We start from the raw sequence: 25,895 nt of genomic DNA, 5'->3' as shown, positions 1-25,895 counted from the left end.
CAGAGCTGGCGCGACGGAGACACTTATGGCACGTCATAGCCCAATGCAGCGCGGCGGATACGGAACCACTGCTGGCGAGTCATCGTCAGAGAGAGTGACTGCCAGGCTGCGTTAACGCGCTCAATTTTGCCAGAACCAATAATGGGCAATGGCGCAGAAGGCAACCGCAATACCCAGGCATACACCACCTGTTCAATGCTGCTCGCCCCGATTTCACCAGCGACGGCCTGTAACTCATCACGCAGTGCCTGGCACTCAGGGTCGCTGAACAGACGCCCACCGCCCAAACAAGACCAGGCCATCGGCTTGATGCGTAACTGTTGGCAAGCATCGAGAGTACCATCCACAATCGACGGTTGATGCAACGGTGAAATCTCTACCTGATTGGTCACCAGTGAAAACGGCAAACGTGACTGCAATAAATTGAACTGCGCGGGCGTAAAGTTTGACACCCCAAAGTGCTTCACTTTGCCACTTTGGTGCAACTGTGTGAACGCTTCGGCAACCTCATCTGCATCCATTAATGGATCTGGGCGATGAATCAACAGCAGATCTAAATAATCAGTATGTAAATGAGTCAATGATTGTTCTGCGCTATGAATAATATGAGAACGATCTGTAATGTAGTGGCCCAAGGTATGCTGCGGCTTGGCTGTGGTCGCAATACCGCACTTACTGACTAACTCCAGTTGATCGCGCAGGGACGGTTTCAAACGTAGCGCCTGCCCGAATGCCTGTTCACATTGATATCCGCCATAAATATCAGCGTGATCTGCGGTGGTAATACCCAATTCAATATGTTGCTCGATAAATGCCAACAACTGTTCGGGCGTCATGCCCCATTCCATCAACCGCCAATAACCGCAAATCATGCGCGAAAACTCAGGCCCAAGCGGAGCCAGTTGGCTACGTGTATCCATTATTAGCTACCTCATTTGTTTATCTGCTTATAGCATACACATCCAACCACAAGGTTAAATCCTCCTGCGACAATGAATGGGGGCTTAATTCGGGGGGTAAGTTAATTACGCGCTATACAACCGACAGATAATTAAAACAGTGAAGGTTGTTCCGGCAGTGGCTCATCGGGTTGTTTGTTGGCACGTTGTAAGCGCAGTAACCGCTGACGGCATAAACGCAAGACATCGCGTTTTTCCCCATCACTCATTTTTATCCAGTTAAAACGCTCATCACGGCTACGCAGACAGCCACGGCAAAAGCCACGATCATCTGCCTGACAGATACCGCGGCATGGGCTGGGAATGTCGAAGAACTCAAGTTGCTGAGCCACATAGCCTCCTGCTACTGATAGCTTAATTGAAGACTGTTTCGCCACGACTGGCAAGTTTCTAAACCTATTTCTGGCAACGAATCGGGGCATTGCCTCGGTTTAGCGCCACCACCACTAAGGTTATCTTAAGTTTCATTCGATATTGTTTGGACAATGAGTCAATTTAAGGTTCCATTTTCGCAATGAATGCCAGATGCAAGTTACAGTGTAACGGATTAACTTTTATTCTAGCCAGCACGCTGTTTTTTACCCTCTTTCAGAATGCTCTATTTATTGTTAAAGCCTGGTCATTGATTCACTTTGACACCATTGACAGCTACTTATTTGCCGCGACCATTCCGGTGGTCATTTTCTGCGCGCTAAATATTATTTTTAGCTTGCTGGCGCTGCCAATGCTGCGTAAATCCATCATGATTCTGTTTCTATTGGGCAGCGCCGCCGCAAACTATTTTATCTTTAGTTATGGTGCCGTTATCGATGCCAATATGATGCAAAACGCGTTCGAGACTAACGCACAAGAAGCCACCGCCCTTTTCACACCACGTATGGCGGTGTGGCTCTTGGTGTTAGGCATTATGCCCGCCCTCATTGTCTGTTTTGTTCACATTAAAGCCACCCGCCCGTGGTGGTATATGCTGGGATTACGTGTAGCAAATATTTTGATCTCTTTTGTCATTATTTTGCTTATCGCCGCATTGTTCTATAAAGATTATGCGTCTCTGATTCGTAATAATAAAAGTATCGTGAAAATGCTGACGCCCTCAAATTTTGTCACGGGCAGTTTTCAGTTTGCCAAACATAAATATTTCACCAGTAACATGCCGTTGCTGAGAATAGGGGAAGATGCCGATAAAGGGCCGGTAATTCGCGGGCAACAGAAAAAAACAGTGGTCATTTTGGTGGTGGGTGAGACGGCCCGTGCAGAAAACTTCTCACTAGGCGGTTATAGCCGAGAGACGAATCCTCGCTTGCAAAAACAAGATGTTACCTACTTCAAAAACGCCTCATCTTGTGGCACGGAAACCGCGGTTTCCGTTCCTTGCATGTTCTCTAATATGGCGCGGAAAAATTACGATGCTACCCTGGCCAGTCATCAGGAAGGCCTGATGGATATTTTAGCCCATGCCGGGCTGAACCTGCTGTGGCGCGACAATGATGGTGGCTGTAAAGGCGCGTGTGACCGTATTCCACATCAGGATGTTACGCAATTACAATTGGCCGCTGATTGCACCGACGGAGTGTGTCTGGACAATGCATTATTGTATAAGTTAGATGACTATATCAACGGCCTAACGGGTGATGGCGTTATCGTATTACACCAAATGGGCAGTCACGGCCCTGCCTACTATCGCCGTAGCAGCCCTGAGATAAATAAATTCGCCCCGACCTGCGATAGCAACCAAATTCAGGATTGCCCCCCTCAGGCGCTGGTTAATAGCTATGACAATTCTATTCTATACACAGATACCATGCTGGATAACACCATCAAGCTACTGCAACAGCACAGTGAACAGTTCAACACTGCGCTGGTCTACCTGTCAGATCATGGTGAGTCATTGGGCGAAAATGGTATCTATTTACATGGTACACCCTATATGTTTGCCCCCAGCCAGCAGACACATATTCCTTTTTTAATGTGGTTATCCCCTGACTATACAAAAAACTACGGCATTAACCGCCAGTGCCTCACTGATAGCGCTCAACATGATGAAATATCGCAGGATAATCTATTCCACACCCTGCTTGGGATGATGAATATTCAGACAAAAGAATATCAATCCGGTTTAGATTTACTGCAAAAATGCCGGATAACACGTTAATTCCAGACGCTAACAGAGGCTGGTAACTCCATTACCTTACATGCGGGCAAAAGAGATTAGCGATATTTTTTTCTTGACCTAGACCAATCGGTCTATTACGCTCTTTCACATGAACAAAATAGAACATTCACATGTGGATACTCGTGACCACTTGTTAGCAACCGGTGAACACCTTAGCCTGCGCCTTGGTTTTAATGGCATGGGGCTTAGCGTGTTGCTCACCACGGCGGGCATTCCCAAAGGGTCGTTTTATCACTACTTCCGCTCAAAGGAAGTGTTTGGTGAAGCCATGCTACAGCGTTATTTCGATCGCTATGATGTTGAGATGGTAAACCTGCTTACCGGTTCCTCCGGGGATAAACGTCATCACTTGTTGCACTATTTTGCTCAATCTATTGCTAACTATTGCGGCAGTGAATGCCACAACGCTTGTCTGGCGGTTAAACTATCAGCGGAAGTCAGTGATTTATCCGAACCCATGCGCCATGCATTGGATATCGGCACTGCCAGAGTGATTGGCCGTCTACAAGATACGATTGAGGCTGGCGTCGAAGAAGGCTCTCTGCGTATCGTACTCTCGCCGGCTGCAACCGCAGAAACACTGTATGCCTTGTGGCTGGGTGCGTCGTTGCGGGCAAAAGTGAAACGCTCTGTCGCTCCGCTGACCTGTGCGCTCGACAGTATCGAACTGATTCTACAACCACCCCACTAATCTCACGATCCTGATTCACTTGTTCTACTGTTGCTCAGGATTCACCCAGCCACTAGTTGACTGGTCTATTAATATAGGATGCACCATGAAGACTGCTAAACTGTTCTCTCCCCTTAAGGTTGGCGCGTTCACATTGCCGAACCGTGTACTTATGGCACCACTGACACGCCTGCGTAGCATTGAACCGGGTGATATTCCCACCCCATTGATGGGTGAGTATTACCGCCAACGCGCCAGTGCCGGTTTAATTATTACTGAAGCGACGCAGATTTCTTTCCAGGCGAAAGGCTATGCTGGCGCACCGGGATTACATACCCAAGAGCAGTTAAATGCATGGAAAAAAATCACTCAGGGCGTCCATGATGAAGGTGGCCATATTGCCGTACAACTCTGGCATGTCGGCCGTATTTCACACAACAGTTTGCAGCCAGACCAGCAGGCTCCTGTCGCGCCATCTGCCATTGCTGCCGACACCCGTACCACGGTACGAGATGAAACGGGAGCCTGGGTGCGTGTTCCCTGCTCTACCCCGCGCGCGCTGGACACTGACGAAATCCCTGGCATCGTTAATGATTTTCGTCAGGCAACCGCCAATGCCCGTGAAGCAGGCTTTGACTACATTGAATTACATGCAGCCCACGGCTATCTGTTGCATCAGTTCATGTCACCGGCGTCGAACCAACGCACTGACCAATACGGCGGCAGCATTGAAAACCGCACTCGTCTGACACTGGAAGTCGTCGATGCCACCATCGCTGAATGGGGTGCTGCACATATTGGTATCCGTATCTCACCATTAGGGCCGTTCAATGGCTTGGATAATGGCGAAGATCAGGAAGAAGCCGCGTTGTATCTGATTGATGAGCTGAATAAACGTAGTATTGCTTATTTGCACATTTCCGAACCTGACTGGGCCGGTGGCAAGCCCTATTCTGATGCATTCCGCGATGCGGTTCGCGCTCACTTCAACGGCGTTATCGTAGGTGCAGGGGCTTATACCGCAGAGAAAGCCGAAAGCTTGATCGAAAAAGGATTTATTGATGCCGTGGCGTTTGGTCGTAGCTATATTTCCAACCCGGACTTGGTGACTCGCCTGCAAAAAAATGCCCCACTGAACCAACCAGACGGTGACACATTCTACGGTGGCGGCGCGAAAGGTTATACCGACTACCCAACACTGTAATCAAATCTATTGACGGCATAACGGTCAGACTTGGTCTGGCCGTTATTATTTGTATCCTAATCTTTTCTGTAACCCATTGAACTCATTTAATTGCCGGGGCTATACTTGAACCGGGTTCTACTCACTGTTGCCAAATAATCTGGCAAAATGTAAACAGAGGAAATTATGCGCTTACTCCATACCATGATCCGCGTCGGTGACCTGCAACGCTCCATCGATTTCTATACCAAGGTATTAGGGATGCGTTTACTGCGTACCAGTGAAAACAGTGAATATAAATACTCACTGGCATTCGTCGGTTATAGCGATGAAAGCGACGGTTCCGTAATTGAACTGACCTATAACTGGGGTGTAGAGAGCTACGACATGGGGACAGCCTTCGGTCATCTGGCGCTGGGTGTCGATGACGTAGCCGCGACCTGCGAGCAAATCCGTCAGGCGGGTGGCAATGTCACTCGCGAGGCCGGCCCGGTCAAAGGGGGTAATACCGTTATCGCTTTCGTTGAAGATCCCGATGGTTACAAAATCGAATTAATCGAGAATAAAAGCGCCGCACACGGCCTTGGAAACTGATTAACCCTAAGGCACCTGATGGTGCCTTTTTCTCTCATCACGATAACCTCCTGCATCCCGCGCTAAAATTTGACATAATGCGCACTGAATTCGATGAAGATAAGAAACTGATGGCAGACAAAAGTGACCTTAACGCCCTAAGTGGCCGTTTTCGTGGGTATTACCCCGTAGTAATTGATGTAGAAACCGCCGGTTTTAATGCTAAAACCGATGCATTACTTGAAATTGCCGCAGTAACATTGCAGATGAACAAGGATGGCTGGCTGTTACCCGATGAAACGCTGCATTTCCATGTGGACCCGTTCGAAGGGGCAAACCTGGAACCCGAAGCGCTGGCATTTAATGGTATAGATCCCACCAACCCTTTGCGTGGGGCAGTCAGTGAGCATGATGCGTTACATGCCATTTTTAAAGCGGTGCGCAAAGGATTAAAAGAGCAAGGCTGCAACCGTGCCATCATCGTGGCGCATAACGCCAACTTTGATCACAGCTTTGTTATGGCGGCAGCGGAGCGCGCCAGTCTGAAGCGTAATCCATTCCATCCGTTTGCTACCTTTGATACCGCAGCATTGAGCGGGCTGGTATTGGGGCAAACCGTGTTGGCGAAAGCCTGTCTGACGGCAGGTATTCCGTTTGATAGCAGTCAGGCCCACTCCGCGTTATACGATACCATGCAAACGGCGAAACTCTTCTGTGAGCTGGTTAATCGCTGGAAAAAACTCGGTGGTTGGCCAGTGCCCGCAGGGGAATCAGAGTAACGCAAGCTAACGCAACACGTTCACCATTAAAAAAGGTGGCCTGGAGGCCACCTTTTTATTTGTTACCTAAACCTGCCAATACATTACTCTGCGGCAGGTTTTTCTTCTTCTGAACGGTATTTATCGGCGGTCTCTTTCAGCAGTTTTTGCAATTCGCCACGCTGATACATTTCCATCAGGATATCGCATCCGCCAACCAATTCACCATCCACCCACAGTTGCGGGAACGTTGGCCAGTTGGCATATTTTGGCAATTCAGCCCGGATATCCGGGTTTTGCAAAATATCCACATAAGCAAAACGCTCACCACACGCAGACAGCGCCTGTACAGCCTGAGCTGAGAAACCACAGTTCGGCAGCTTAGGTGATCCTTTCATATAAAGCAGGATTGGGTTTTCTGTTATCTGGCGTTGAATTTTATCAATCGTCGTCATTTTTTTGCTTCCTCAGCCATAGATGGCTACAACGTGTATTGCTTAAAGCAATAGCATTTTATTATCGCATCCGGTCTATTGTAGCGACTGTCACCGCAGGAATAAAACGCCATCTTTTGCAGGGGCTTTACTCATCGGACAAATGGCGATATTGTCAGCTACAAATATGTGTATTTAGAATAACATTTTTGATCCCATCACTTCACTATTATCTTCTGAATGGGATAACGTAAATATACCGCAGCGAAGGTGTTGACGAATGCTCGATTTAAGGTCATTACCTGAGTGAAAAAGCTGCAATTACGCAGCCATTAACGTTTCCTCACAATATCGATTAGAATCCTATAGCTCTCTGCTTTTTTATATCGTGAGTTTCGGCAATACTGTGACTCTTCATATTCATCTCAGGGCCAAGGTTGGTAGCGTTATTATGCGTTTAATACTTACGCTGTTTGTGCTGCTGTTTACCCAGCTATTTCTAAACCTCGCACATGCGTCGCCGCAGTCGCACGCCTCTGCTGAACAAAAGAAAGGTCAAGTCAGCCAGGCCAGCCCTGATGATCGTAAAAAACGTAAAGCTGATAAAAATACCAAAAAAGTCAAAATCGACAACAATAAAACCAGCAGTAAAAATGTGGCAAATAAAATAACGGCCAATAGCGATAAAAAGAAAACGGCAGCCACCGCCAGTAAAACCATTAAAAAGAAAGCGCAGGAAGCCAGTAAACCTAGCAGCAAAAAACCAAACAACAGTAAAACAACGAATATTAAAACCGTAGCCAATAAAAAAGCGGCAGCTAAAAAAACAGAAAAAGTGGCTTATGGTCGTCACCGAAATAAAGCCCAAAGTAAAGCCGATACCGAATTAGTGGCAAACAGTAAGATAAAGCTCAGTCCAGCACATAAAAAGCGCTACCAGCACGCCAAACAGACGGCAATGAGCAAACTGATGAAACAAGTTGGCAAACCTTATCGTTGGGGTGGGTCTTCGCCTAATACTGGTTTTGATTGCAGCGGGCTTATTTATTACGCCTACAAAGATGTGATCAGAATTAAAATGCCACGTACAGCCAATGAAATGTATCACTTACGTGATGCCGCCCCGGTGAAGCGGGCAGAACTGGAAAGTGGTGATCTGGTGTTCTTCAATATCGCCAATCGTGGCGTGGCCGATCATGTTGGTGTTTATTTAGGTAATGGCAAATTTATTCAATCACCCCGTACCGGTGAAGAGATTCGTATCAGTATGCTAGATAATGATTATTGGCAAGACCATTATGTTGGCGCACGGCGTGTAGTGACACCTAAAACCATTCGATGATGCTCAACCCCGCACCCAGTGACCTCACGAAGTGCGGGCTATATCCCCTTATTTTTACTTTCCCTGACGTCACGCGACCTTTGCTTAATAACCAGCTAAATTGTATGGTTATATCTGTTATTCCTGTTGAAAGTTGTTAAGATTAATATCCACAACAAAAATACAACAATTACGTTTTTAACCGCTCTTCACCGTACCGTCATCATTGATAATCGGTCGGATTTGAGGAGCAAAACACCCTGAGCAACCCCGAAAGGAGAGCACGATGTCTTTTGAATTACCGGTATTACCTTATGCACAAAATGCACTGGAACCCCACATTTCGGCTGAAACGCTGGAATACCATTACGGCAAACATCACAACACCTATGTGGTTAACCTCAACAATCTGATTAAAGGCACTGAATTTGCTGGCAAATCACTGGAAGAGATTGTCAAAACCTCCAGCGGCGGCGTATTCAATAATGCGGCTCAGGTTTGGAACCACACCTTTTACTGGCATTGCCTGTCACCCAATGGTGGCGGTGAACCCAGCGGCAAGGTTGCCGAGGCTATCAATAACACCTTTGGGTCGTTTGCTGAATTTAAAGCACAGTTTACCGATGCGGCAGTGAAAAATTTCGGCGCGGGCTGGACATGGTTAGTGAAAAAAGCAGATGGCACACTGGCGATTGTCAGCACGTCTAATGCGGCTACCCCCTTGACCACGGCAGATAAACCCGTATTGACGGTCGATGTGTGGGAACATGCTTATTATATTGATTACCGCAATGCGCGGCCAAAATACCTGGAGAACTTCTGGGCCTTGGTCAACTGGTCTTTTGTTGAGAAAAATTTAGCCTGATAGCGCGCAGAGTAAACCGGCAGCGAGCAATGATTAAGGGCGGGTTAACCGCCCTACTTCACGCATATACCGGCAAGCGGCTTAATTAATTCATTACTGCCACGAAACTAAATGCAATAATCATCGCCAGCGCACCCACAGTCGTAATCAGCGACATTTTCAGATTGGCATCCATAAAAACTCCTCAGCCGGTTAATTTAGTAGGAAAAGGCACATAGTTAGTGTGTAAAATTATTTTCCCACAGTTAGAGAAAAAAATCTTGTGCTCATTACACACTTTATAAGATTGAATACCTCTTTCACTTTTCCTCCAGATCAGCCAAAATTCGCAGTTCATAACTGCGTACCGACGAATAACGACCAATAAAGACTCTCAGACAACCCGCTGACGCGCTCATTCAGGCCACTATCTTGTTACTGTCTAAGCGATTTTCGGGTAACGCAGGCAAACGATTAACATAATACTTACCGGCTGTAACCGGTGAGCTTAGGAGTCATTTTTTGTATGGCAACGATTAAAGATGTGGCCAAACACGCCGGTGTGTCCACCACCACCGTTTCCCACGTTATCAACAAAACGCGTTTCGTCGCCGAAAATACCAAGGTGGCTGTTTGGGCTGCCATTAAAGAACTGCATTATTCGCCCAGTGCTGTGGCCCGCAGTTTGAAAGTGAATCACACCAAATCCATTGGCTTGCTGGCCACGTCCAGCGAAGCACCCTATTTTGCCGAAGTGATTGAGGCGGTCGAAAATAGCTGTTATAGCAAAGGCTATACCCTGATTTTATGTAATTCTCATAATAATCTGGACAAGCAAAAAGCCTATTTAGCGATGCTGGCCCAAAAACGGGTCGATGGATTATTGGTGATGTGTTCCGAATATCCAGAACAACTGTTAGGAATGCTGGAAGATTATCGCAACATCCCGATGGTCGTCATGGATTGGGGGACAACGCGTGGCGATTTTACCGACGCTATCATCGATAATGCCTTTGAAGGCGGCTATTTGGCAGGCCGCTATCTGATTGAACGCGGTCATCGTGATATTGGTGCTATTCCCGGTCAGTTATCCCGTAATACCGGTGGTGGCCGTCATCAGGGCTTTATGAAAGCATTGGAAGAGGCCAGCATCCCGTTACGTGAGGAATGGGTAGTTCAGGGTGATTTTGAACCTGAATCGGGTTATAAAGCCATGCAACAAATCATGTCACAAAAACATCGCCCGACCGCCGTGTTTTGTGGTGGCGACATTATGGCGATGGGGGCTATCTGCGCCGCCAATGAGATGGGCCTGCGGGTACCACAAGATGTATCAGTGATTGGCTATGACAACGTGCGTAACGCGCGCTACTTCTCGCCTGCGCTGACCACTATCCATCAGCCAAAAGAACGTTTAGGTGAAATGGCCTTTACTATGCTGCTTGACCGTATTGTCAGTAAACGGGAAGACCTTCAAACCATTGAAGTACACCCTAAACTGGTTGAGCGCAACTCCGTAACTGACGGCCCATTTCGCGATTACCGCCGTTAATCTGGCCTTCTGCCGGTAGTTATCAGCGCTATCGGCAGCCCGCACTGGGCATTATTCGTTATCGTCTTTCAACCATTCCGCGTTTAACGTGACGCTGTCACCTAAGTAATCAAGTAACCAGGCGAGTGCCGGTGAGTGATTATTTTGCTCCCAAGTCAGGCAACACGGGCTGTCCGGTAGCGGTTCGGTTAGACTTAGCGCCGCCAGCCGCCCCTGCTCAATCAGCGGTGACACCATATGCGCGGGCACCATACCGATACATAATCCTGCACACAGGCAATCGATGCCCGTAGACCAATCCGGAGCCACCAGCCGCTGTTGGTTATCCAGTGTCCAGGTATCTCGCTTGGGCAAATTGCGGGCCGTATCTTCCAAACACAGCGAGGGATAAGGCCGCAATTGGTCATCACTAAGTGGCCCGGTTAGACTGGCTAAGGGATGATCCACACTGACGACACAGTGCCAGCTAAGAAACCCCATATCGCGAAACACAAAACGCCCGCCAACAGGAATGGCACGGGTCGCGCCAATGGCCATATCTGCCCGGCCATCCACCAGCGCATCCCAAACACCATTAAATACTTCATAACGCACCCGCAACTCAACATCGGGAAAATGCCGATAAAAATCCAACACTAAGCGGCGACTACGCTGAGGTTTGACAATCTTGTCTACCACGATATTTAACTGCCCGCGCCAACCATTCGCTACTTGCTGGCATTGACGGCGCGTGTCATTCATTTTTTTGATAACATCTCGCGCTTCTTTAATAAAAACCACGCCAGCTTCGGTTAATGCCACATCACGATGGCGTCGTTCAAACAGCGGAACTGCCAGCCACTCTTCCAACTGACGCACAGTATAACTGACCGCAGATGGCACGCGGTGTAACTCCTGAGCTGCGGCACTGAAACTCCCCGTGCGGGCCACCGCATCAACGACATCCAGTGAATATTCAGACCACATTATTTTTCACCTTTTTACACCATTCGTTAGCTTTCAAAATTTTTGATATCATGATGCAAATATTAACGTTTCACAACCCAATATCTCCCCGCTAGAATGCCCACCGCTTTGTTACAACAATTTTTTCACAGTAACTCTATAACTCCTTTTATGACCCCGATGTTTATAGTTGATTTGTTTATAAAGCAGCGGTTTATAACGTGAGTACCTGCAAAATTATAATTTAGCCAACGTAATTGAAGCTGCATGTGGCCCAGCCCGTAGGGTGTTCCTCAAAAATGGGGCGTCATCCCGCTGAACTTACACCGTTCAGTGACGCGGGTAAGCACAAGCCGCGCGCCCTGTGGCTTCAAGTACCCAGCATATAAAGAGAAATAAAGAATGAAAACGTCGTCTGGTTTTATGTTCTATCTGGCCGGTCTGAGCATGTTGGGCTATCTGGCTACCGACATGTATCTGCCCGCTTTCGGCGCAATGCAACAAGAACTGCAAACCTCTGCCAGCGCCATCAGCGCCAGTTTGAGTCTCTTCCTCGCCGGTTTTGCGATCGCCCAGCTTATCTGGGGGCCCGTATCAGATAAGTTAGGCCGCAAACCGGTGCTGTTAGCCGGCTTGGGGTTATTTGCAGTGGGTTGTCTGGGGATTTTGTGGGTTGAAAATGCCACCCAATTATTGATTCTGCGCTTTATTCAGGCAATAGGCGTGTGTTCTGCTGCCGTGAGCTGGCAGGCTCTGGTGGTGGATCGCTATCGCGATGGCAAAGCCAACCGCGTATTTGCCACTATCATGCCATTAGTGGCACTCTCTCCCGCGCTGGCCCCGATGCTCGGTGCATGGTTATTAAACCACTTCAGTTGGCGCTCAATTTTTGTGGTATTACTGGCAGTCACATTACTGCTCCTTATTCCAACGGCGCGGCTTAAAGAACGGAAAAAAACCACCGAGGATAACGCGGCGCGCATCAGCGCTAAAATCAGTTTTTGGCAGTTGCTAAAATCCCCGACCTACAGTGGCAATGTGATGATGTTTGCCGCCTGTAGTGCCGGTTTCTTTGCCTGGTTAACCGGTTCACCTTTTATTCTGGGTGATATGGGTTATAGCCCGAATGTTATTGGTTTGAGTTATGTTCCGCAGACCTTAGCCTTCCTGCTCGGTGGGTTTGGTTGCCGCAGTGCGCTGGCTCGAATCAAGGGCAACACCCTACTGCCGTGGCTGTTGCTGGGCTATGCCGCAAGCATGGTTGCCCTGTATCTGATAGCAACACTGACTGAGCCGACACTGATCACATTGCTTATTCCGTTCTGCATAATGGCGCTAGTGAATGGTGCCTGCTACCCTATTATCGTAGCAAATACATTAATGCCGTTTCCGGCCAACACAGGTAAAGCCGCCGCGTTGCAAAACACACTTCAGCTCGGCTTATGTTTTGTCGCCAGCATGTTGGTTTCGGCCTATATCAGCCAGCCATTGTTGGCAACCGTTACGGTAATGTTATCAACCGTCGTGTTAGCCGCTTTAGGTTATGGCACTCATTGCTACGCATTGCGCAAAGAAAAAAGCCATACTAGTGCTGTTGACATGATTACGTAGAGTCATAATTTTCAATAGAAATAGTCACTAATGAACATGCGAGCCGGGAATGATTTATAATTGAGAATGCACCCCGGCAAGCCTATACTCGACTCAATAAACAACATTATCATTAAAAAAAGCATTATCTTAAGCTCTTTCTGTGTGCGTGGATCGCGCCACTTTTACACTTATGGATGAGTCGCCCTAAAACAAAACGTAATAGGGTTTCTTATTAATCTTCCTCTTTTACTCAACGTAATGGGGTTGCAGCCAGGCAAATAACAAACCGATAAACGGGTTTGAACAATATTTATGCCAGCCCACAGAATGGGCCTCTCAGAGGTTCATTTAGCCCAATGAGCTTACTCAAGTAAGTGATTTGAGTCGGTGAGCGCCAAAAACATCGCTGCAACTTCAAGTACCAAGGGTATATCCGTAATGGATACCAGACACCAAACACTATTGGTATGTCTCTGCGCATATAGATCTTGTCGCGGGTCATAAGTCAGAAGAAAGTGATGGAGAAGCTATGAGTACATCCTGTATAGAAGACCAACGTATTCAAGAAAGCCCTTGGTATCGTATTGTACACGAGATGCTGAGTCGGGCTGATATTGAAATCAATGGTTCGCGCCCTTTCGACATTCGCGTTAATAATCCGAATTTTTTCAAACGGATATTGGAAGAAGGATCTTTGGCATTAGGTGAAAGTTATATGGATGGCTGGTGGGAATGTGATCGTCTGGATATTTTCTTCCAGCGTGTTCTCCAGGCGGGTTTAGAGCATCAACTTCCACACCATTTCAAAGATACTTTACGCATTGTGGCCGCCCGAATTATCAATCTACAATCAAAGAAAAGAGCCTGGATTGTTGGCAAGGAACATTACGACTTAGGTAATGATCTTTTCACGCAAATGCTCGATAGCAATATGCAATATTCTTGCGCCTACTGGAAAGAAGCCACCACGCTCGAACAAGCCCAGGAAAACAAGCTGCGCATGATTTGCGATAAGCTCCAGTTAGCGCCGGGAATGAAACTGTTGGATATCGGTTGTGGCTGGGGTGGGCTGGCAGCATTTGCTGCACGTCACTATGGCGTGTCAGTCTCCGGCGTGACTATTTCTGCGGAACAGCAAAAACTGGCGCAAGAACGCGGTGAAGGGCTGGATGTCACTATTTTGCTGCAAGATTACCGTGACTTGAATGAGCAGTTTGATCGTATCGTTTCTGTCGGCATGTTTGAGCATGTGGGGCCGAAGAATTATCGCACGTACTTTAATGTGGTAAAGCGTAATTTAAAACCTGACGGACTGTTTTTGCTGCACACCATTGGCGCTAACCGCACCGACTTACATGTCGATCCGTGGATCAATAAATATATATTCCCCAATGGCTGTCTGCCATCGGTAAAACATATTGCTCAAGCCAGTGAACCTTATTTCATCATGGAGGACTGGCATAACTTTGGGGCAGATTATGACCGAACATTAATGGCATGGTATGAACGTTTCCAGGCGGCGTGGCCGACGCTGGCGGAGAATTACTCATCACGTTTTCACAGAATGTTCAGTTATTATTTAACTGCCTGTGCTGGCGCATTTCGTGCGCGTGACATCCAGTTATGGCAGGTAGTTTTCAGCCCGAATGGGGTGGATGGCGGTATTCGCGTACCGCGTTGAAACCCCAAGACACCTAAACGGTTGATAGGACAGGTGTACACCATGACCCTGTCCTGCGTTTATTCATATGCCGTCAGGTTACCCGCGCACGGCCTTATCAACCACCGTTGCGGCATGGGCAATATCACGTTGCGCTAATACCCGCTCCACCGTGTCCACAACAGCCTGTGTTTGTGGGTCTATTTCAATATTAACCCGATGCCCCAGGCGTTTCTTCCCAAGCGTGGTACGTTGTAGCGTTTCTGGAATCAAATGCACACAAAAACGGTTACCGACCACTTCACCGATGGTCAGGCTAATACCATCGATACCGATAAAACCTTTGTGTAAGACATATTTCATTAAATCGTCGCTTGGCATACGGAACCAGATCTGGCGATTATTTTCCGATGTATATATCTTGGCTATTTCAGCAGTACAAATAATATGGCCGGACATCAAGTGACCGCCAATCTCATCGCTGAATTTAGCCGCCCGCTCCAAATTAACCACATCGCCGACCTTAATATCACCTAAATTGGTAATACGCAGCGTTTCTTTCATTAAATCGAAACTGATCCGGCTCCCATCAATCTCAGTCACCGTCAGACAACAACCATTATGCGCAACCGATGCGCCCAACGCCAATGCGGGCAACATTTCATCTGGAAGTTCAACGATATGCGTGCGAAAATTGGATTTCTCTTCGATGGCCACCACCGGCGCGGTGCCTTGAACAATACCGGTAAACATACGCCATGCCTCTTAGCTATGATAAAAATTTTCTCTGCCTTGATTTTGCCTCAGAAAGTCGTGAAAACCAAACCACTTAGACTAAAAATCTGTCGTCTTGCTATTTATCCGATATTTAATGACAAGGATTGCTTAAGCGTCCTGAAAAGGTACAATCTTTTATACTCTAGAGTATTATGTTTTCCCGCTATTTTATTTATCGTCCATTACACGATAAATTGTCGTTATTGAAATTATAACTAGGTTATATCCAAGTAGCTTCAAGATGCAGGCAGGCGGCAACCGAGTGACAAATTGGTTGTAAACCATGTTGAACAACGCCTGCGCTGGCCCGTAGGGTGAGTAAGGGCAGCCCCCGCATCTTGAAGCACGTCGGGTAAAAAAAGGTGCATACGTGCAGAAGTATATCGTAGAAGCGCGTAGCTTATTGGCTCTCGCTATTCCCGTCGTCATCGCTCAATTGTCGCAAACGGCAATGGGCGTGGTTGACACTATTATGGCCGGTTCTGTCAGCGCGACCGACATGGCGGCAGTAGCGGTTGGGACGTCAATCTGGCTGCCCGCTATTTTGTTTGGCCACGGTTTGCTGCTGGCGCTAACACCAACGGTTGCCCAGCTAAATGGCTCCGGGCGGCGCGATCAGATAGCGCACCAGGTGCGGCAAGGGTTTTGGCTGGCATTCTGTGTCTCGCTGTTAATTATGTTTGTAATCTATAATAGCGACCACATTATTATGCGAATGCATAATATCGATCCGGTGCTGGCAGATAAAGCGGTTAGATTCCTTCATGCCATCATGTGGGGTGCGCCGGGATATCTATTCTTCCAGGTGCTACGAAATCAATGTGAAGGGTTATCTAAAACCAAACCGGGGATGGTTATCGGATTTATTGGTTTATTAGTTAATATTCCAATTAACTATATCTTTATCTACGGGAAATTCGGCGCACCCGCGCTGGGCGGTGTCGGTTGTGGTGTCGCAACCGGCACAGTGTATTGGGTGATGTTCCTGATGATGCGTTGGTATGTGACCCGCGCCCGTTCGCAGCAAGATATTAAACTGGAAAAAGGCTTTGCCACACCTGACTGGAAAGTCATGAAACGGCTGGGCGGCCTTGGTTTACCGGTGGCACTGGCACTGTTTTTTGAAGTGACCTTGTTTGCCGTCGTGGCATTGCTCGTCTCACCACTGGGAATAGCGGCTGTCGCAGGGCACCAGATTGCGCTTAACTTTAGTTCGTTGATGTTTATGTTACCGATGTCGTTAAGCGTAGCCGCCACCATTCGCGTGGGGTTCCGCCTCGGCGAAGGTTCGGTTGAAAATGCCAAAGTGGCGGCTTACACCAGTATCGCGGTTGGCCTGATGTTGGCCTGCGTGACCGCAGTATTTACTGTAATTTTCCGCGAACACATTGCCCTGCTGTATAACAAAACGCCTGAAGTGGTCATGATGGCATCTCACCTGATGCTTCTGGCGGCGCTCTACCAACTGTCTGACGCTATCCAGGTTATTGGCGGCGGGGTGTTGCGTGGGTATAAAGATACCCGTTCGATCTTCTTTATCACCTTTACCGCGTACTGGTTGCTCGGCTTGCCAACCGGCTATTTGCTGGGGCTGACCGATTATGTAGTACCGGCGATGGGGCCAAGTGGTTTCTGGATTGGTTTCGTTATCGGCTTAACCTCGGCGGCAATTTTGATGGCAATGCGCATCAATTGGTTACAAAAACAACCGGCTGCCTTTATTTTGCAAAAATCTGCGCACTAAGTTCTTATCAATGGCACGCATGAGTCGCAGGTGTTCAGGCGGCTCATGCCAGATATAGCGCTAGAATGTGGAGAAAAAAACAGCGCAATGGATAAAAGCACAGCAATTACGTGAGTTTGCGGCGAATATTGCGTTTTTCCCCTTGCCAGCAGACAAGCAGCTCGTTAATATTCGTCCCCGCTGTCAGCATTGATGGTGGCGAGTCTGGCGCGGTTGATAACGCTACAGCTTGAAGTAACAAGGGTTGCATGTGCGTCCGTAGCTCAGTTGGTTAGAGCACCACCTTGACATGGTGGGGGTCGATGGTTCGAGTCCATTCGGACGCACCACTTTTAGCACCCGAGCAGTAAGATTCACAGCGATTTAGTTTTATAGCCAATGTCAGTAGCGTTGCAGCAAACAACGCTGTGACGTCAAGTAAGCAGGGCAATGTGCGTCCGTAGCTCAGTTGGTTAGAGCACCACCTTGACATGGTGGGGGTCGATGGTTCGAGTCCATTCGGACGCACCACTCTGGCAAATCTCAGTCATTCTCGCGTTATAGTCCGGTATGCGTTCTTAGCTCAGTTGGTTAGAGCACCACCTTGACATGGTGGGGGTCGATGGTTCGAGTCCATTAGAACGCACCACGCTGTCGCTTCACCCCTTAGTCTATCCCGATCAACCTTTTTCATCATCCTATGCGCAACCCACACAAGGCAATCCGCCACGCCAGTCACGCATCTTCACCCTGCTCACGCCCTGTTTTCCTTGTTAAAATGTTAAAAACCTTTTCAGTTGCGCAACAAAACCATTTTTAATTTCACTGTTTGCGCCACTAACCTCGCGTTTTTAGAAAAAACGGCAATGAGTTTCTGTTTTCTATTTCATTTCCCGTCACTTACCGCTTATAATACGAACCGTCGTTTCAGTTGAATGGTTTCAGCATCTTGATCTGCCGATACGCTAGAAAAATACAACTCACATTTACGCCATCGGATACCGATCATGCGTTTAGCCTCGTGCTAAAGTTTTCCGCTCAACTTCTGCAACTGTCATCTATCCTTAGTAATGTTTTGCTTCTCATTAACGTTTCGCTACACCAGACACCAATCAGATTTCACTCCGTTGCTGTAACTAACGGAACTTTCGCTTTTTATCCATCACAACTTGTAGAAAAAATCCGTCATGAAAAAGACTAAAATTGTTTGTACTATCGGTCCAAAAACCGAATCCGAAGAAATGCTGACCAACTTGTTGAACGCTGGCATGAACGTTATGCGTTTAAACTTCTCCCACGGTGACTACCAAGAGCACGGTCAACGTATCAAGAACCTGCGCGCTGTTATGGCAAAAACCAATAGCAAAGCCGCTATCCTGCTGGATACCAAAGGTCCTGAAATCCGCACCATGAAACTGGAAGGCGGCAAAGATGCGGCTCTGGTTGCCGGTCAGACGTTCACTTTCACTACTGACCAAAGCGTTATCGGCAACAACAACATCGTTGCCGTAACGTATCCAGGCTTCGCGGCTGACCTGAAAATTGGCAACACCGTACTGGTTGACGATGGCTTGATCGGCATGGAAGTGACTGAAGTCACTGAAAGCACTGTGGTATGTAAAGTGCTGAATAACGGTGATTTGGGCGAAAACAAAGGCGTTAACCTGCCAGGCGTTTCTATCCAACTGCCTGCATTAGCTGAAAAAGATAAAGCTGACCTGATCTTTGGTTGCGAGCAAGGCGTTGATTTCGTTGCGGCATCCTTTATCCGTAAACGCTCCGACGTGCTGGAAATTCGTGAACACCTGAAAGCACACGGTGGCAGCAATATTCAGATTATTTCTAAAATCGAGAATCAGGAAGGTCTGAATAACTTCGACGAAATCCTGGAAGCGTCTGACGGCATCATGGTTGCTCGTGGTGACCTGGGTGTTGAGATCCCGGTTGAAGAGGTTATCTTCGCGCAGAAGATGATGATTGAGAAATGTAACCGCGCACGTAAAGTTGTTATCACCGCAACCCAGATGCTCGATTCAATGATCAAAAACCCGCGCCCTACCCGTGCAGAAGCCGGTGACGTTGCTAACGCCATTTTGGACGGTACAGACGCTGTGATGCTGTCTGGCGAAAGTGCCAAGGGTAAGTACCCATTAGAGTCGGTCACCATCATGGCGACCATCTGTGAGCGTACAGACCGCATTATGCCAAGCCGTATCGAAACACTGAACGACAACCGTAAAATGCGCATCACCGAAGCGGTGTGCCGTGGTGCCGTTGAAACCGCAGAAAAACTGGAAGCGCAGTTGATCGTGGTGGCGACCGAAGGCGGTAAATCAGCAAAATCAGTGCGTAAATACTTCCCAACCGCTACCATTCTGGCGCTGACGACCAATGCAACCACAGCCCGTCAGTTAATTCTGACCAAAGGTGTGGTCACGCATTTGGTTGATAAAATGACCTCAACTGATGATTTCTACCGCATTGGTAAAGAAGCCGCGCTGGCGAGTGGTTTCGCCCAAAAAGGCGAAGTTGTGGTGATGGTTTCCGGTGCTCTGGTACCCAGTGGTACCACCAATACGGCTTCCGTTCACGTATTGTAATCCCGACACACCATCTTCGGGACAATTGGCAACGCCGCTTTCAATAGCGGCGTTTTCTTTTTTAAATGTGCCAAATAAACTTTCTGAAAAATTATGTTTATCGTAAGCGCGCTAAAGGTCTTTTTTCAAATGAGACTTATCCCATAGAATCCGGCTGTTTTGCCTCGTTTTTTTAACTTTTCTTTAAAACAAGATGCTTCTTTGAGCGAACGATCAAAATAAACCCCTCTAACACTAAAAATTTATTCTCTTTCGAAAAAACTTTGTGTAATACTTGTAACGCTACATGGAGATTAACTTAATCTAGAGGGTGTTAATAATGAATCGTACTAAACTTGTACTGGGCGCGGTAATTCTGGCTTCAACTATGCTGGCTGGTTGTTCAAGCAATGCTAAAATCGACCAACTGTCTTCTGACGTTCAAACTCTGAACGCTAAAGTTGACCAACTGAGCAACGACGTGAACGCAATCCGTTCTGACGTTCAAGCAGCTAAAGACGATGCAGCACGTGCTAACCAACGTCTGGACAACCAAGCTCACGCTTACAAGAAGTAATATTACTTCCTGAATGAAAAATGGCGCACAGTGTGCGCCATTTTTTTGTCTTACAGAAACAGAAATGAATTCAACCTTCCCTGCGACAACACCAACGCTTCTTGCACTGACTCATCACAACAGCACCTTGCCACACAGTGACAGCATCCTTGCTCTCACCCATGTGATATTGTCATGACCGAAACGCCATCATGACAACCGGTTATCTAATAATCAGTTCGCAACGGAGTAAACCGGGCCTGGCTGAGTCAGCTTAGGTACGTCACCGTCAGTCGGTGGTGCCGGTTGTGCCTGAGGCTCGCTCTGTGGCGCTACAGCAGCCGGTGCCTGCAAAGGTGCTGTCTCACCTACCGTAACGATGATAGGCATACCTGCGCGGCGTACAATTGCATCCTGAACGACTTGTGCATCAGTCTGGCTGTCGTTGATGAACTTCTGCAAACTGCTGCTAATGGCAATTGACATGGTCTGCGGGTCATCACTGTCTACACGAGACAACGGCTGATGAACTTCCACATAACGCTTACCATCAGGTTCTACCGAGTATTTAACCGGCTCGTTGACTATCTGCACGCGAGTACCTTTAGGTACTGTACTAAACAGCGCCTGGATATCATCAGGGCGCAGACGAATACAACCGGAGCTGACACGCATCCCAATACCGAAGTTAGCGTTAGTACCGTGGATCAGGTACTCACCCCTGCCCGCTGCCAGACGCATGGCAAATAGCCCCATCGGGTTTTCCGGGCCAGCAGGAACCACTGACGGCAAGGTGACACCTTGTGCCAGATAGTGCTTACGAATGTTCGCCGTTGGCGTCCAGGTTGGGTTCGGGATCTTCTGGCTGACAGAGGTGGTCATGGTTGGGGTGTTACGCCCTAACTGGCCGATACCGATGGGATAGACGATGACTTTGTTCTGGCCTTTCGGATAGTAATAAAGGCGCAGCTCAGCCAGGTTGATAACAATACCTTCACGCGGGGTATCAGGCAGCAACATCTGGGTCGGGATAGTTAACACTGAACCCGGCATTGGCAAATACGGGTCAGTACCCGGGTTGGCTTCCAGCATCCCCAGCAGGCCGATTTTATAATCAGTAGCAATAGCCTCAAGTGGACGACCATCGTTTGGCACGATATAAGTAGTATTTTCGCCAATCAGACGACTGTTGGCGGGTGGCAGAGGATACTCGGTCGCATTGGCAGCAGTGATACTTCCCGCCATACAAGTTGCGAATAACATACCAATCAAAGTTAATGCACGTTTCATGCTTAGTTCCTACATCACTTCTTCAAATTCGGTTTACACGGCAATACCCAATAGATTTCAAGTTGCAGGAAGGCGGCAAGCAAGCGACTCCCGTGTGCTTACACAAGTAAGTGATTCGGGTGAACGAGAGCAGCCAACACACCTTTAGTTTGAAAGATGACGGGTATATCTACGTTAATTTTAGCAGCCAATTATAAGGCCACCATATAGTAACACCCCTTATTATAAAGGCAATTTATTTCTCTAAAAATCAAGGTGTTACCAAGTAATTTATTCCGCATCCACCGGTGTCGCTGCCGATTTAAGCTGCTGAAATCTCACCATTTTACAACTGTGACTCATAACGCAAAATGGTCAGTTAGCCCTGAATAAAGCACGAAATATTGGCTGCTATTGCGTGGCCAATAACCCAGCCGCTTTGCTACGAATAGCGCGGATCATCGCTTCCAACCCTTGTGAGCGGGAAGGCGTCAGATGCTGGCTCAAGGCCAGATCCGCAAAGAAGGGACGCACATCGAGGGAAACGATCTGTTGCGGGGTTAAATCGTGATAAAGGATAAACACCACGGCCACCAGCCCCTTGACGATAGCGGCGTCACTGTCGCCGGCAAATACCACCAGCCCCTCCTCTGAGAGGGTCATGGCTATCCAGACCTGGCTTTGGCAGCCTGAGATCAAATTGTCCGCCTGGCGCTGTTGTTCTGTTAGCGGCGCAAGCTGCCCTCCCAGCTCGATCACATACAAGTATTTCTCTTCCCAATTCAAGCAACGGGAAAAGTTACGAACCAACTTATCTTTCTCTGGCAAACCAGCCATAACATGCTTCCTAAATAAACCCCTATGCCCTTGAAGTCACAGAGGTATTAGCTACGCTCACAAATCCAAATCACTGACACACATAAGCTCATCGGTATAAATCAGCCTCAAGGAGGCTCACCCGATGGGCGAGCATAAATAGCGGTTTGTCATGCTCCCTGCAACGCCAATAACGTTGGGGGTCGTCAGTTTTAAAGGGCGCTCAGCCCAGCAGTGTTTCGATACGTTGCAGCCCAGCCACCAAGCGATCAACCTCCTCGCGGGTATTATAAAGCACCAATGAGGCACGACACATACTCGGAACCTGATAAAATGCCATCAGCGGCATCGCACAATGGTGACCAGTGCGAATCGCAATACCATATTGATCAAGGAAACTGCCGACATCATAAGCATGGTGTGGCCCCAGATTAAAGGCAATCACCCCTGCCCGCGCCGCCGGGCCATACAGAGTCAGGCTATTAATCTGGTGCAATTGCTGCAACGCGTAATCCATCAACGACTGCTCATATTGTTGGATCTGCGCCAACCCTAACGCACTCACATAACGTATTGCCGCACCCAGCCCCATAATCCCGGCAGTATTTGGCGAGCCGGCCTCAAAGCGCCACGGGGCATCGGCAAATGTAGTGCCTTCGGTCAAACTGACGGTTTTGATCATTGAGCCACCGCCTTCCCACGGCGGCATCTGTTGTAGCAACGCGCGTTTGCCATACAGAATACCGATGCCCGACGGCCCGTACAGCTTATGCCCGGAGAAGACATAAAAATCACAATCGAGCGCCTGTACATCAATCGGCTGGTGCATGATAGCTTGTGCACCATCCACTAACACCACCAATCCTGCGGCTTTGGCCTGCGCAACTATCTCTTTGATAGGATTGACTGTTCCCAGCACATTAGAGACTTGCGTGATAGCCAACAGCTTGGTGGTATTATCCATCAAGCCCGCCAACGCATCAGGCTCTAACTCCCCCGTCGCCGTCAACGGCCAGACACGAATCTCAACACCGAGATCCTTCGCTACCATTTGCCACGGCACAATATTGGCATGGTGTTCCATCTGGGTGATGATAATGCTGTCACCGGCCTTGAGAAAATGTCGCCCGTAGCTGTTGGCCACCAAGTTGATCCCCTCGGTGGTGCCTTTAACGAAAACAATCTCCTCCGGCGAAGCGGCATGGATAAAATCAGCGACCTGAGTTCGCACCGCTTCCATCTGTGCGGTTGCTTCGCCACTTAGGGTATGGATACCCCGGTGGACGGCAGCATAATCATCACGATAGAAGTGAAGCTCGCGGTCAATAACCACTTGTGGTTTTTGCGCACTGGCAGCACTGTCCAGATACACCAGCGGCTGCCCGTTCACCTGACGGCCAAGCAGAGGGAAATCGGCCCTGACTCGTTCGATAGGGAAACTCATAGTGACTCCCTTGCCAAACGCTCTGCTATTCGCGCCAGCACCACTTTACGTATCGTCTCGTTATGGATGGCTTCGGTTAATTCCGCTGCGAATGCGAAGATAATCATCTGTTGCGCATCGGCCTGATTGATGCCACGCGATTGTAGATAAAACAGTTGTTCGGCATCAATGCGCCCGACGGTCGCGCCGTGGCTGCATTTCACGTCATCGGCATAAATTTCCAGTTGTGGCTTGGTATCAACTTCGGCCAATTTGCTTAACAGCAAGTTATTGTTGGTCATCTGCCCATCGGTCTTTAACGCGTGTTGAGCCACTTTAATCATGCCATTAAAGATAGCCTTGCCACGCTCACGGACGATGATTTTATGCAATTGACGGCTTTCGCAGTAGCCTTTGTTATGCTCGAGATAGGTGCGGGTATCGCAGATTTCACGCCCAATCGGTAACAGCAAACTGTTCATCGATAAGGTTGCGCCCTCTCCGTTCAACTGCGCACTGGTGTTATGACGCGTCAACCCCGCACCGAGCAGGAAGCTGTAACTGCGCGCTCGAGCATCACGGCCCAGCACCAGGTCATTGTGAGCAAAGTGATAACTTCGTGGGCTTTCAAACGCCAGTTTGTAATGACTCAACTCGGCATTATCACCCACAGCAATGGTAAGACGCGCACCGGTAAAGTGCGGCTGTTCATTCACGCTAACAAAATGCTCAATAACCTCTGCCTGCGCTGTCGGCTCAATCACCAGATGATGGCGATAGTGACTGGTATTGACTGCCTCAGCGTCATTACCTGAACTGATATGCAGCAGATACAACGGCTTATCACTCGTTTCCCCCTGCGGTAATCGAATATGCAGGCTTTCCTGCGCCAAACTTTCCGTCAGATGCAAAAACACCTCTGATTGGATGGCCGCAGGGAATTGCGCATTGTCGCTCAGGCGAGTCAGTTGGTAAGGGCCACACGCGCAGTCACTTAACTCTGGGGCATAGCGGCCATCAACGAAAACCAGCCGATGAGCATCTTGCACTAATGACAGTGCATCACGCTGCGCGGCTGTCACCGTTGTTGTATCAGCAAAACTGAAATCATGCGCCAGCAAGCTTTCCAGTGGCGTGTATTTCCAGTCCTCATGCTTAAAACTGGGGAAACCCAATTGCAACACCTGCTGCCAGTGTGTACTGGCTGGTGATGAATGGCTATTTTTGCGCTGTTTAAACAGTTGCCCGAATTGCATCAGCGCATCAGCACGCTGTTTTTGTTGTAACTGCTGCTGTGCCAGCAGGTTACTGTTGGTCGGTAAGCCAGCCATAGCCTTGCTCCTCCAACTGTTTCACCAAGGTGAAATCACCTGATTTGATGATACGCCCTTGATACAACACATGAACGAAATCAGGTTTCACGTAGTCCAGAATGCGTTGATAATGCGTCACAATGATAAATGCGCGCTTCTCATCACGTAGCGAGTTAACCCCATTCGCCACAATCTTCAGAGCATCAATATCCAGACCGGAATCTGTTTCATCCAGAATGCACAGTGAGGGTTCCAACGCCGCCATTTGCAGGATATCGTTACGTTTTTTCTCACCGCCAGAAAAACCCACGTTGACAGAACGGGTCAGCAAATCTGCCGGCATCTTCAACAGTTCGATCTTTTCTTCGATAAAATCGGCAAAATCAAAGCGATCTAATGGCTCCTGCTGGCGGTATTTACGTACCGCATTGACCGCAGTTTGCAGGAAGAAGTGGTTACTGACACCGGGGATCTCTACCGGATACTGAAAGGCTAAAAACACCCCTTCACCGGCACGGTCTTCTGGTGCCAGCTCCAGTAGATTTTTCCCTTTGAAGGTTACGCTACCCTCGGTAACCTCATACTCTTCACGCCCGGCCAGCGCCGCAGACAGTGTGCTTTTCCCCGAGCCATTCGGCCCCATGATGGCATGTACTTCACCGGGTTTGATCTCCAGATCCAAACCTTTAAGGATCTCATTACCTTCAACACTGACGTTTAAATTCTTGATACTTAACATAGGGTTCCTTGGTGCGCCGGAGCGCAAAACTCTGC

General features: G+C 48.3%; 25 protein-coding genes and 3 tRNA genes. 16 read left to right on the top strand and 12 right to left on the bottom strand.

Going from position 1 to position 25,895, the window contains the following annotated elements:
* Positions 1-23: 23 nt before the first annotated feature.
* A complete protein-coding gene (locus tag AT01_RS01490; protein ID WP_042545792.1) occupies positions 24-920 on the bottom strand; it encodes an aldo/keto reductase in 897 nt (298 codons plus the stop codon).
* A gap of 131 nt (positions 921-1,051) precedes the next feature.
* A complete protein-coding gene (locus tag AT01_RS01485; RefSeq protein ID WP_004700222.1) occupies positions 1,052-1,291 on the bottom strand; it encodes a DUF1289 domain-containing protein in 240 nt (79 codons plus the stop codon).
* A gap of 182 nt (positions 1,292-1,473) precedes the next feature.
* Here AT01_RS01485 and eptA point away from each other — a divergent pair, with 182 nt between their 5' ends.
* The 5 genes from eptA to rnt all read left to right on the top strand — a co-directional run bounded on the left by eptA (position 1,474) and on the right by rnt (position 6,337).
* Entirely contained in the window at positions 1,474-3,111 is a 1,638-nt protein-coding gene (gene eptA, locus AT01_RS01480) for a phosphoethanolamine transferase EptA (protein WP_042545791.1), read from the top strand.
* A 109-nt stretch (positions 3,112-3,220) separates the two neighbouring features.
* Positions 3,221-3,823 (top strand): TetR/AcrR family transcriptional regulator, encoded by a 603-nt coding sequence (locus tag AT01_RS01475; protein ID WP_042545790.1) that lies wholly within the window; start codon positions 3,221-3,223, stop codon positions 3,821-3,823.
* A gap of 85 nt (positions 3,824-3,908) precedes the next feature.
* Positions 3,909-5,006, top strand: a complete 1,098-nt coding sequence (gene nemA / locus AT01_RS01470) for an alkene reductase (protein ID WP_042545789.1) — start codon at positions 3,909-3,911, stop codon at positions 5,004-5,006.
* A gap of 165 nt (positions 5,007-5,171) precedes the next feature.
* Positions 5,172-5,579 carry a lactoylglutathione lyase gene (gene gloA / locus AT01_RS01465; RefSeq protein ID WP_004700231.1) on the top strand — a complete coding sequence of 136 codons (408 nt, stop codon included), beginning with the start codon at positions 5,172-5,174 and terminating at the stop codon, positions 5,577-5,579.
* A gap of 110 nt (positions 5,580-5,689) precedes the next feature.
* A complete protein-coding gene (gene rnt / locus AT01_RS01460; protein ID WP_082039675.1) occupies positions 5,690-6,337 on the top strand; it encodes a ribonuclease T in 648 nt (215 codons plus the stop codon).
* A gap of 83 nt (positions 6,338-6,420) precedes the next feature.
* Here the strand turns inward: rnt and AT01_RS01455 are convergent, their stop codons facing one another.
* Positions 6,421-6,771 carry a Grx4 family monothiol glutaredoxin gene (locus tag AT01_RS01455; RefSeq protein ID WP_004700235.1) on the bottom strand — a complete coding sequence of 117 codons (351 nt, stop codon included), beginning with the start codon at positions 6,769-6,771 and terminating at the stop codon, positions 6,421-6,423.
* 430 nt (positions 6,772-7,201) lie between these two features.
* Here AT01_RS01455 and AT01_RS01450 point away from each other — a divergent pair, with 430 nt between their 5' ends.
* A complete protein-coding gene (locus AT01_RS01450; protein WP_042545788.1) occupies positions 7,202-8,092 on the top strand; it encodes a C40 family peptidase in 891 nt (296 codons plus the stop codon).
* Positions 8,093-8,357: 265 nt separating this feature from the next.
* Positions 8,358-8,936, top strand: a complete 579-nt coding sequence (gene sodB, locus AT01_RS01445) for a superoxide dismutase [Fe] (protein ID WP_042545787.1) — start codon at positions 8,358-8,360, stop codon at positions 8,934-8,936.
* An 85-nt stretch (positions 8,937-9,021) separates the two neighbouring features.
* On the opposite strand, the gene cydH is transcribed toward sodB, so the two are convergent.
* Positions 9,022-9,111, bottom strand: coding sequence for a cytochrome bd-I oxidase subunit CydH (gene cydH, locus AT01_RS21515; protein ID WP_144404899.1), 90 nt, complete (start codon positions 9,109-9,111; stop codon positions 9,022-9,024).
* Positions 9,112-9,441: 330 nt separating this feature from the next.
* Here cydH and purR point away from each other — a divergent pair, with 330 nt between their 5' ends.
* Entirely contained in the window at positions 9,442-10,467 is a 1,026-nt protein-coding gene (gene purR / locus AT01_RS01440; protein ID WP_042545786.1) for an HTH-type transcriptional repressor PurR, read from the top strand.
* A 51-nt stretch (positions 10,468-10,518) separates the two neighbouring features.
* Here purR and punR read toward each other — a convergent pair whose 3' ends face one another.
* A complete protein-coding gene (punR, locus tag AT01_RS01435; RefSeq protein ID WP_042545785.1) occupies positions 10,519-11,433 on the bottom strand; it encodes a DNA-binding transcriptional activator PunR in 915 nt (304 codons plus the stop codon).
* Between the two features lie 381 nt (positions 11,434-11,814).
* Between punR and punC the strand changes: the two genes are divergently transcribed.
* Both punC and cfa read left to right on the top strand, forming a co-directional pair.
* Positions 11,815-13,023, top strand: a complete 1,209-nt coding sequence (gene punC / locus AT01_RS01430) for a purine nucleoside transporter PunC (RefSeq protein WP_042545784.1) — start codon at positions 11,815-11,817, stop codon at positions 13,021-13,023.
* 511 nt (positions 13,024-13,534) lie between these two features.
* Positions 13,535-14,686: a cyclopropane fatty acyl phospholipid synthase gene (gene cfa, locus AT01_RS01425; protein WP_042545783.1), complete on the top strand. Its 1,152-nt coding sequence runs from the start codon at positions 13,535-13,537 to the stop codon at positions 14,684-14,686.
* A gap of 78 nt (positions 14,687-14,764) precedes the next feature.
* Here cfa and AT01_RS01420 read toward each other — a convergent pair whose 3' ends face one another.
* The gene (locus AT01_RS01420) at positions 14,765-15,418 is read right to left on the bottom strand and encodes a riboflavin synthase (protein WP_042545782.1); all 654 of its coding nucleotides are present in this window, start codon (positions 15,416-15,418) and stop codon (positions 14,765-14,767) included.
* A 394-nt stretch (positions 15,419-15,812) separates the two neighbouring features.
* Here AT01_RS01420 and AT01_RS01415 point away from each other — a divergent pair, with 394 nt between their 5' ends.
* Complete coding sequence (locus tag AT01_RS01415; protein WP_042545781.1) at positions 15,813-17,186, top strand: MATE family efflux transporter; 1,374 nt, start codon at positions 15,813-15,815, stop codon at positions 17,184-17,186.
* 106 nt (positions 17,187-17,292) lie between these two features.
* Here AT01_RS01415 and AT01_RS21930 read toward each other — a convergent pair whose 3' ends face one another.
* Entirely contained in the window at positions 17,293-17,436 is a 144-nt protein-coding gene (locus AT01_RS21930) for a hypothetical protein (RefSeq protein ID WP_158503526.1), read from the bottom strand.
* Positions 17,437-17,438: 2 nt separating this feature from the next.
* Here AT01_RS21930 and AT01_RS01410 point away from each other — a divergent pair.
* From AT01_RS01410 to AT01_RS01390, 5 genes are all read left to right on the top strand, one after another.
* A tRNA-Val gene (locus AT01_RS01410) sits at positions 17,439-17,515 on the top strand.
* 104 nt (positions 17,516-17,619) lie between these two features.
* Positions 17,620-17,696, top strand: a tRNA-Val gene (locus tag AT01_RS01405).
* 41 nt (positions 17,697-17,737) lie between these two features.
* Positions 17,738-17,814, top strand: a tRNA-Val gene (locus tag AT01_RS01400).
* A 538-nt stretch (positions 17,815-18,352) separates the two neighbouring features.
* Positions 18,353-19,765 carry a pyruvate kinase PykF gene (pykF, locus tag AT01_RS01395; protein WP_042545780.1) on the top strand — a complete coding sequence of 471 codons (1,413 nt, stop codon included), beginning with the start codon at positions 18,353-18,355 and terminating at the stop codon, positions 19,763-19,765.
* Positions 19,766-20,084: 319 nt separating this feature from the next.
* Entirely contained in the window at positions 20,085-20,321 is a 237-nt protein-coding gene (locus tag AT01_RS01390) for a major outer membrane lipoprotein (RefSeq protein WP_005165631.1), read from the top strand.
* Positions 20,322-20,534: 213 nt separating this feature from the next.
* Here the strand turns inward: AT01_RS01390 and AT01_RS01385 are convergent, their stop codons facing one another.
* From AT01_RS01385 to sufC, 5 genes are all read right to left on the bottom strand, one after another.
* On the bottom strand, positions 20,535-21,590 hold the full coding sequence (locus tag AT01_RS01385) for a L,D-transpeptidase family protein (protein WP_042545779.1): 1,056 nt from the start codon (positions 21,588-21,590) through the stop codon (positions 20,535-20,537).
* Between the two features lie 390 nt (positions 21,591-21,980).
* Positions 21,981-22,406 (bottom strand): cysteine desulfuration protein SufE, encoded by a 426-nt coding sequence (sufE, locus tag AT01_RS01380; RefSeq protein ID WP_042545778.1) that lies wholly within the window; start codon positions 22,404-22,406, stop codon positions 21,981-21,983.
* Between the two features lie 202 nt (positions 22,407-22,608).
* The gene (gene sufS, locus AT01_RS01375; RefSeq protein WP_042545777.1) at positions 22,609-23,829 is read right to left on the bottom strand and encodes a cysteine desulfurase SufS; all 1,221 of its coding nucleotides are present in this window, start codon (positions 23,827-23,829) and stop codon (positions 22,609-22,611) included.
* Complete coding sequence (gene sufD, locus AT01_RS01370; protein WP_042545776.1) at positions 23,826-25,139, bottom strand: Fe-S cluster assembly protein SufD; 1,314 nt, start codon at positions 25,137-25,139, stop codon at positions 23,826-23,828. The genes sufS and sufD overlap by 4 nt, the downstream gene beginning before the upstream one ends.
* Positions 25,114-25,860 (bottom strand): Fe-S cluster assembly ATPase SufC, encoded by a 747-nt coding sequence (sufC, locus tag AT01_RS01365; RefSeq protein ID WP_042545775.1) that lies wholly within the window; start codon positions 25,858-25,860, stop codon positions 25,114-25,116. Before sufC ends, sufD begins: the two co-directional genes overlap by 26 nt.
* Positions 25,861-25,895 lie beyond the last annotated feature (35 nt).

The organism is Yersinia aldovae 670-83, assembly GCF_000834395.1.
In the GTDB taxonomy this organism is placed as follows: Bacteria; Pseudomonadota; Gammaproteobacteria; order Enterobacterales; family Enterobacteriaceae; genus Yersinia; species Yersinia aldovae.
The sequence above is the reverse complement of the archived record's forward strand: the minus strand, read 5'-3'. Positions and strand labels throughout refer to the sequence as shown.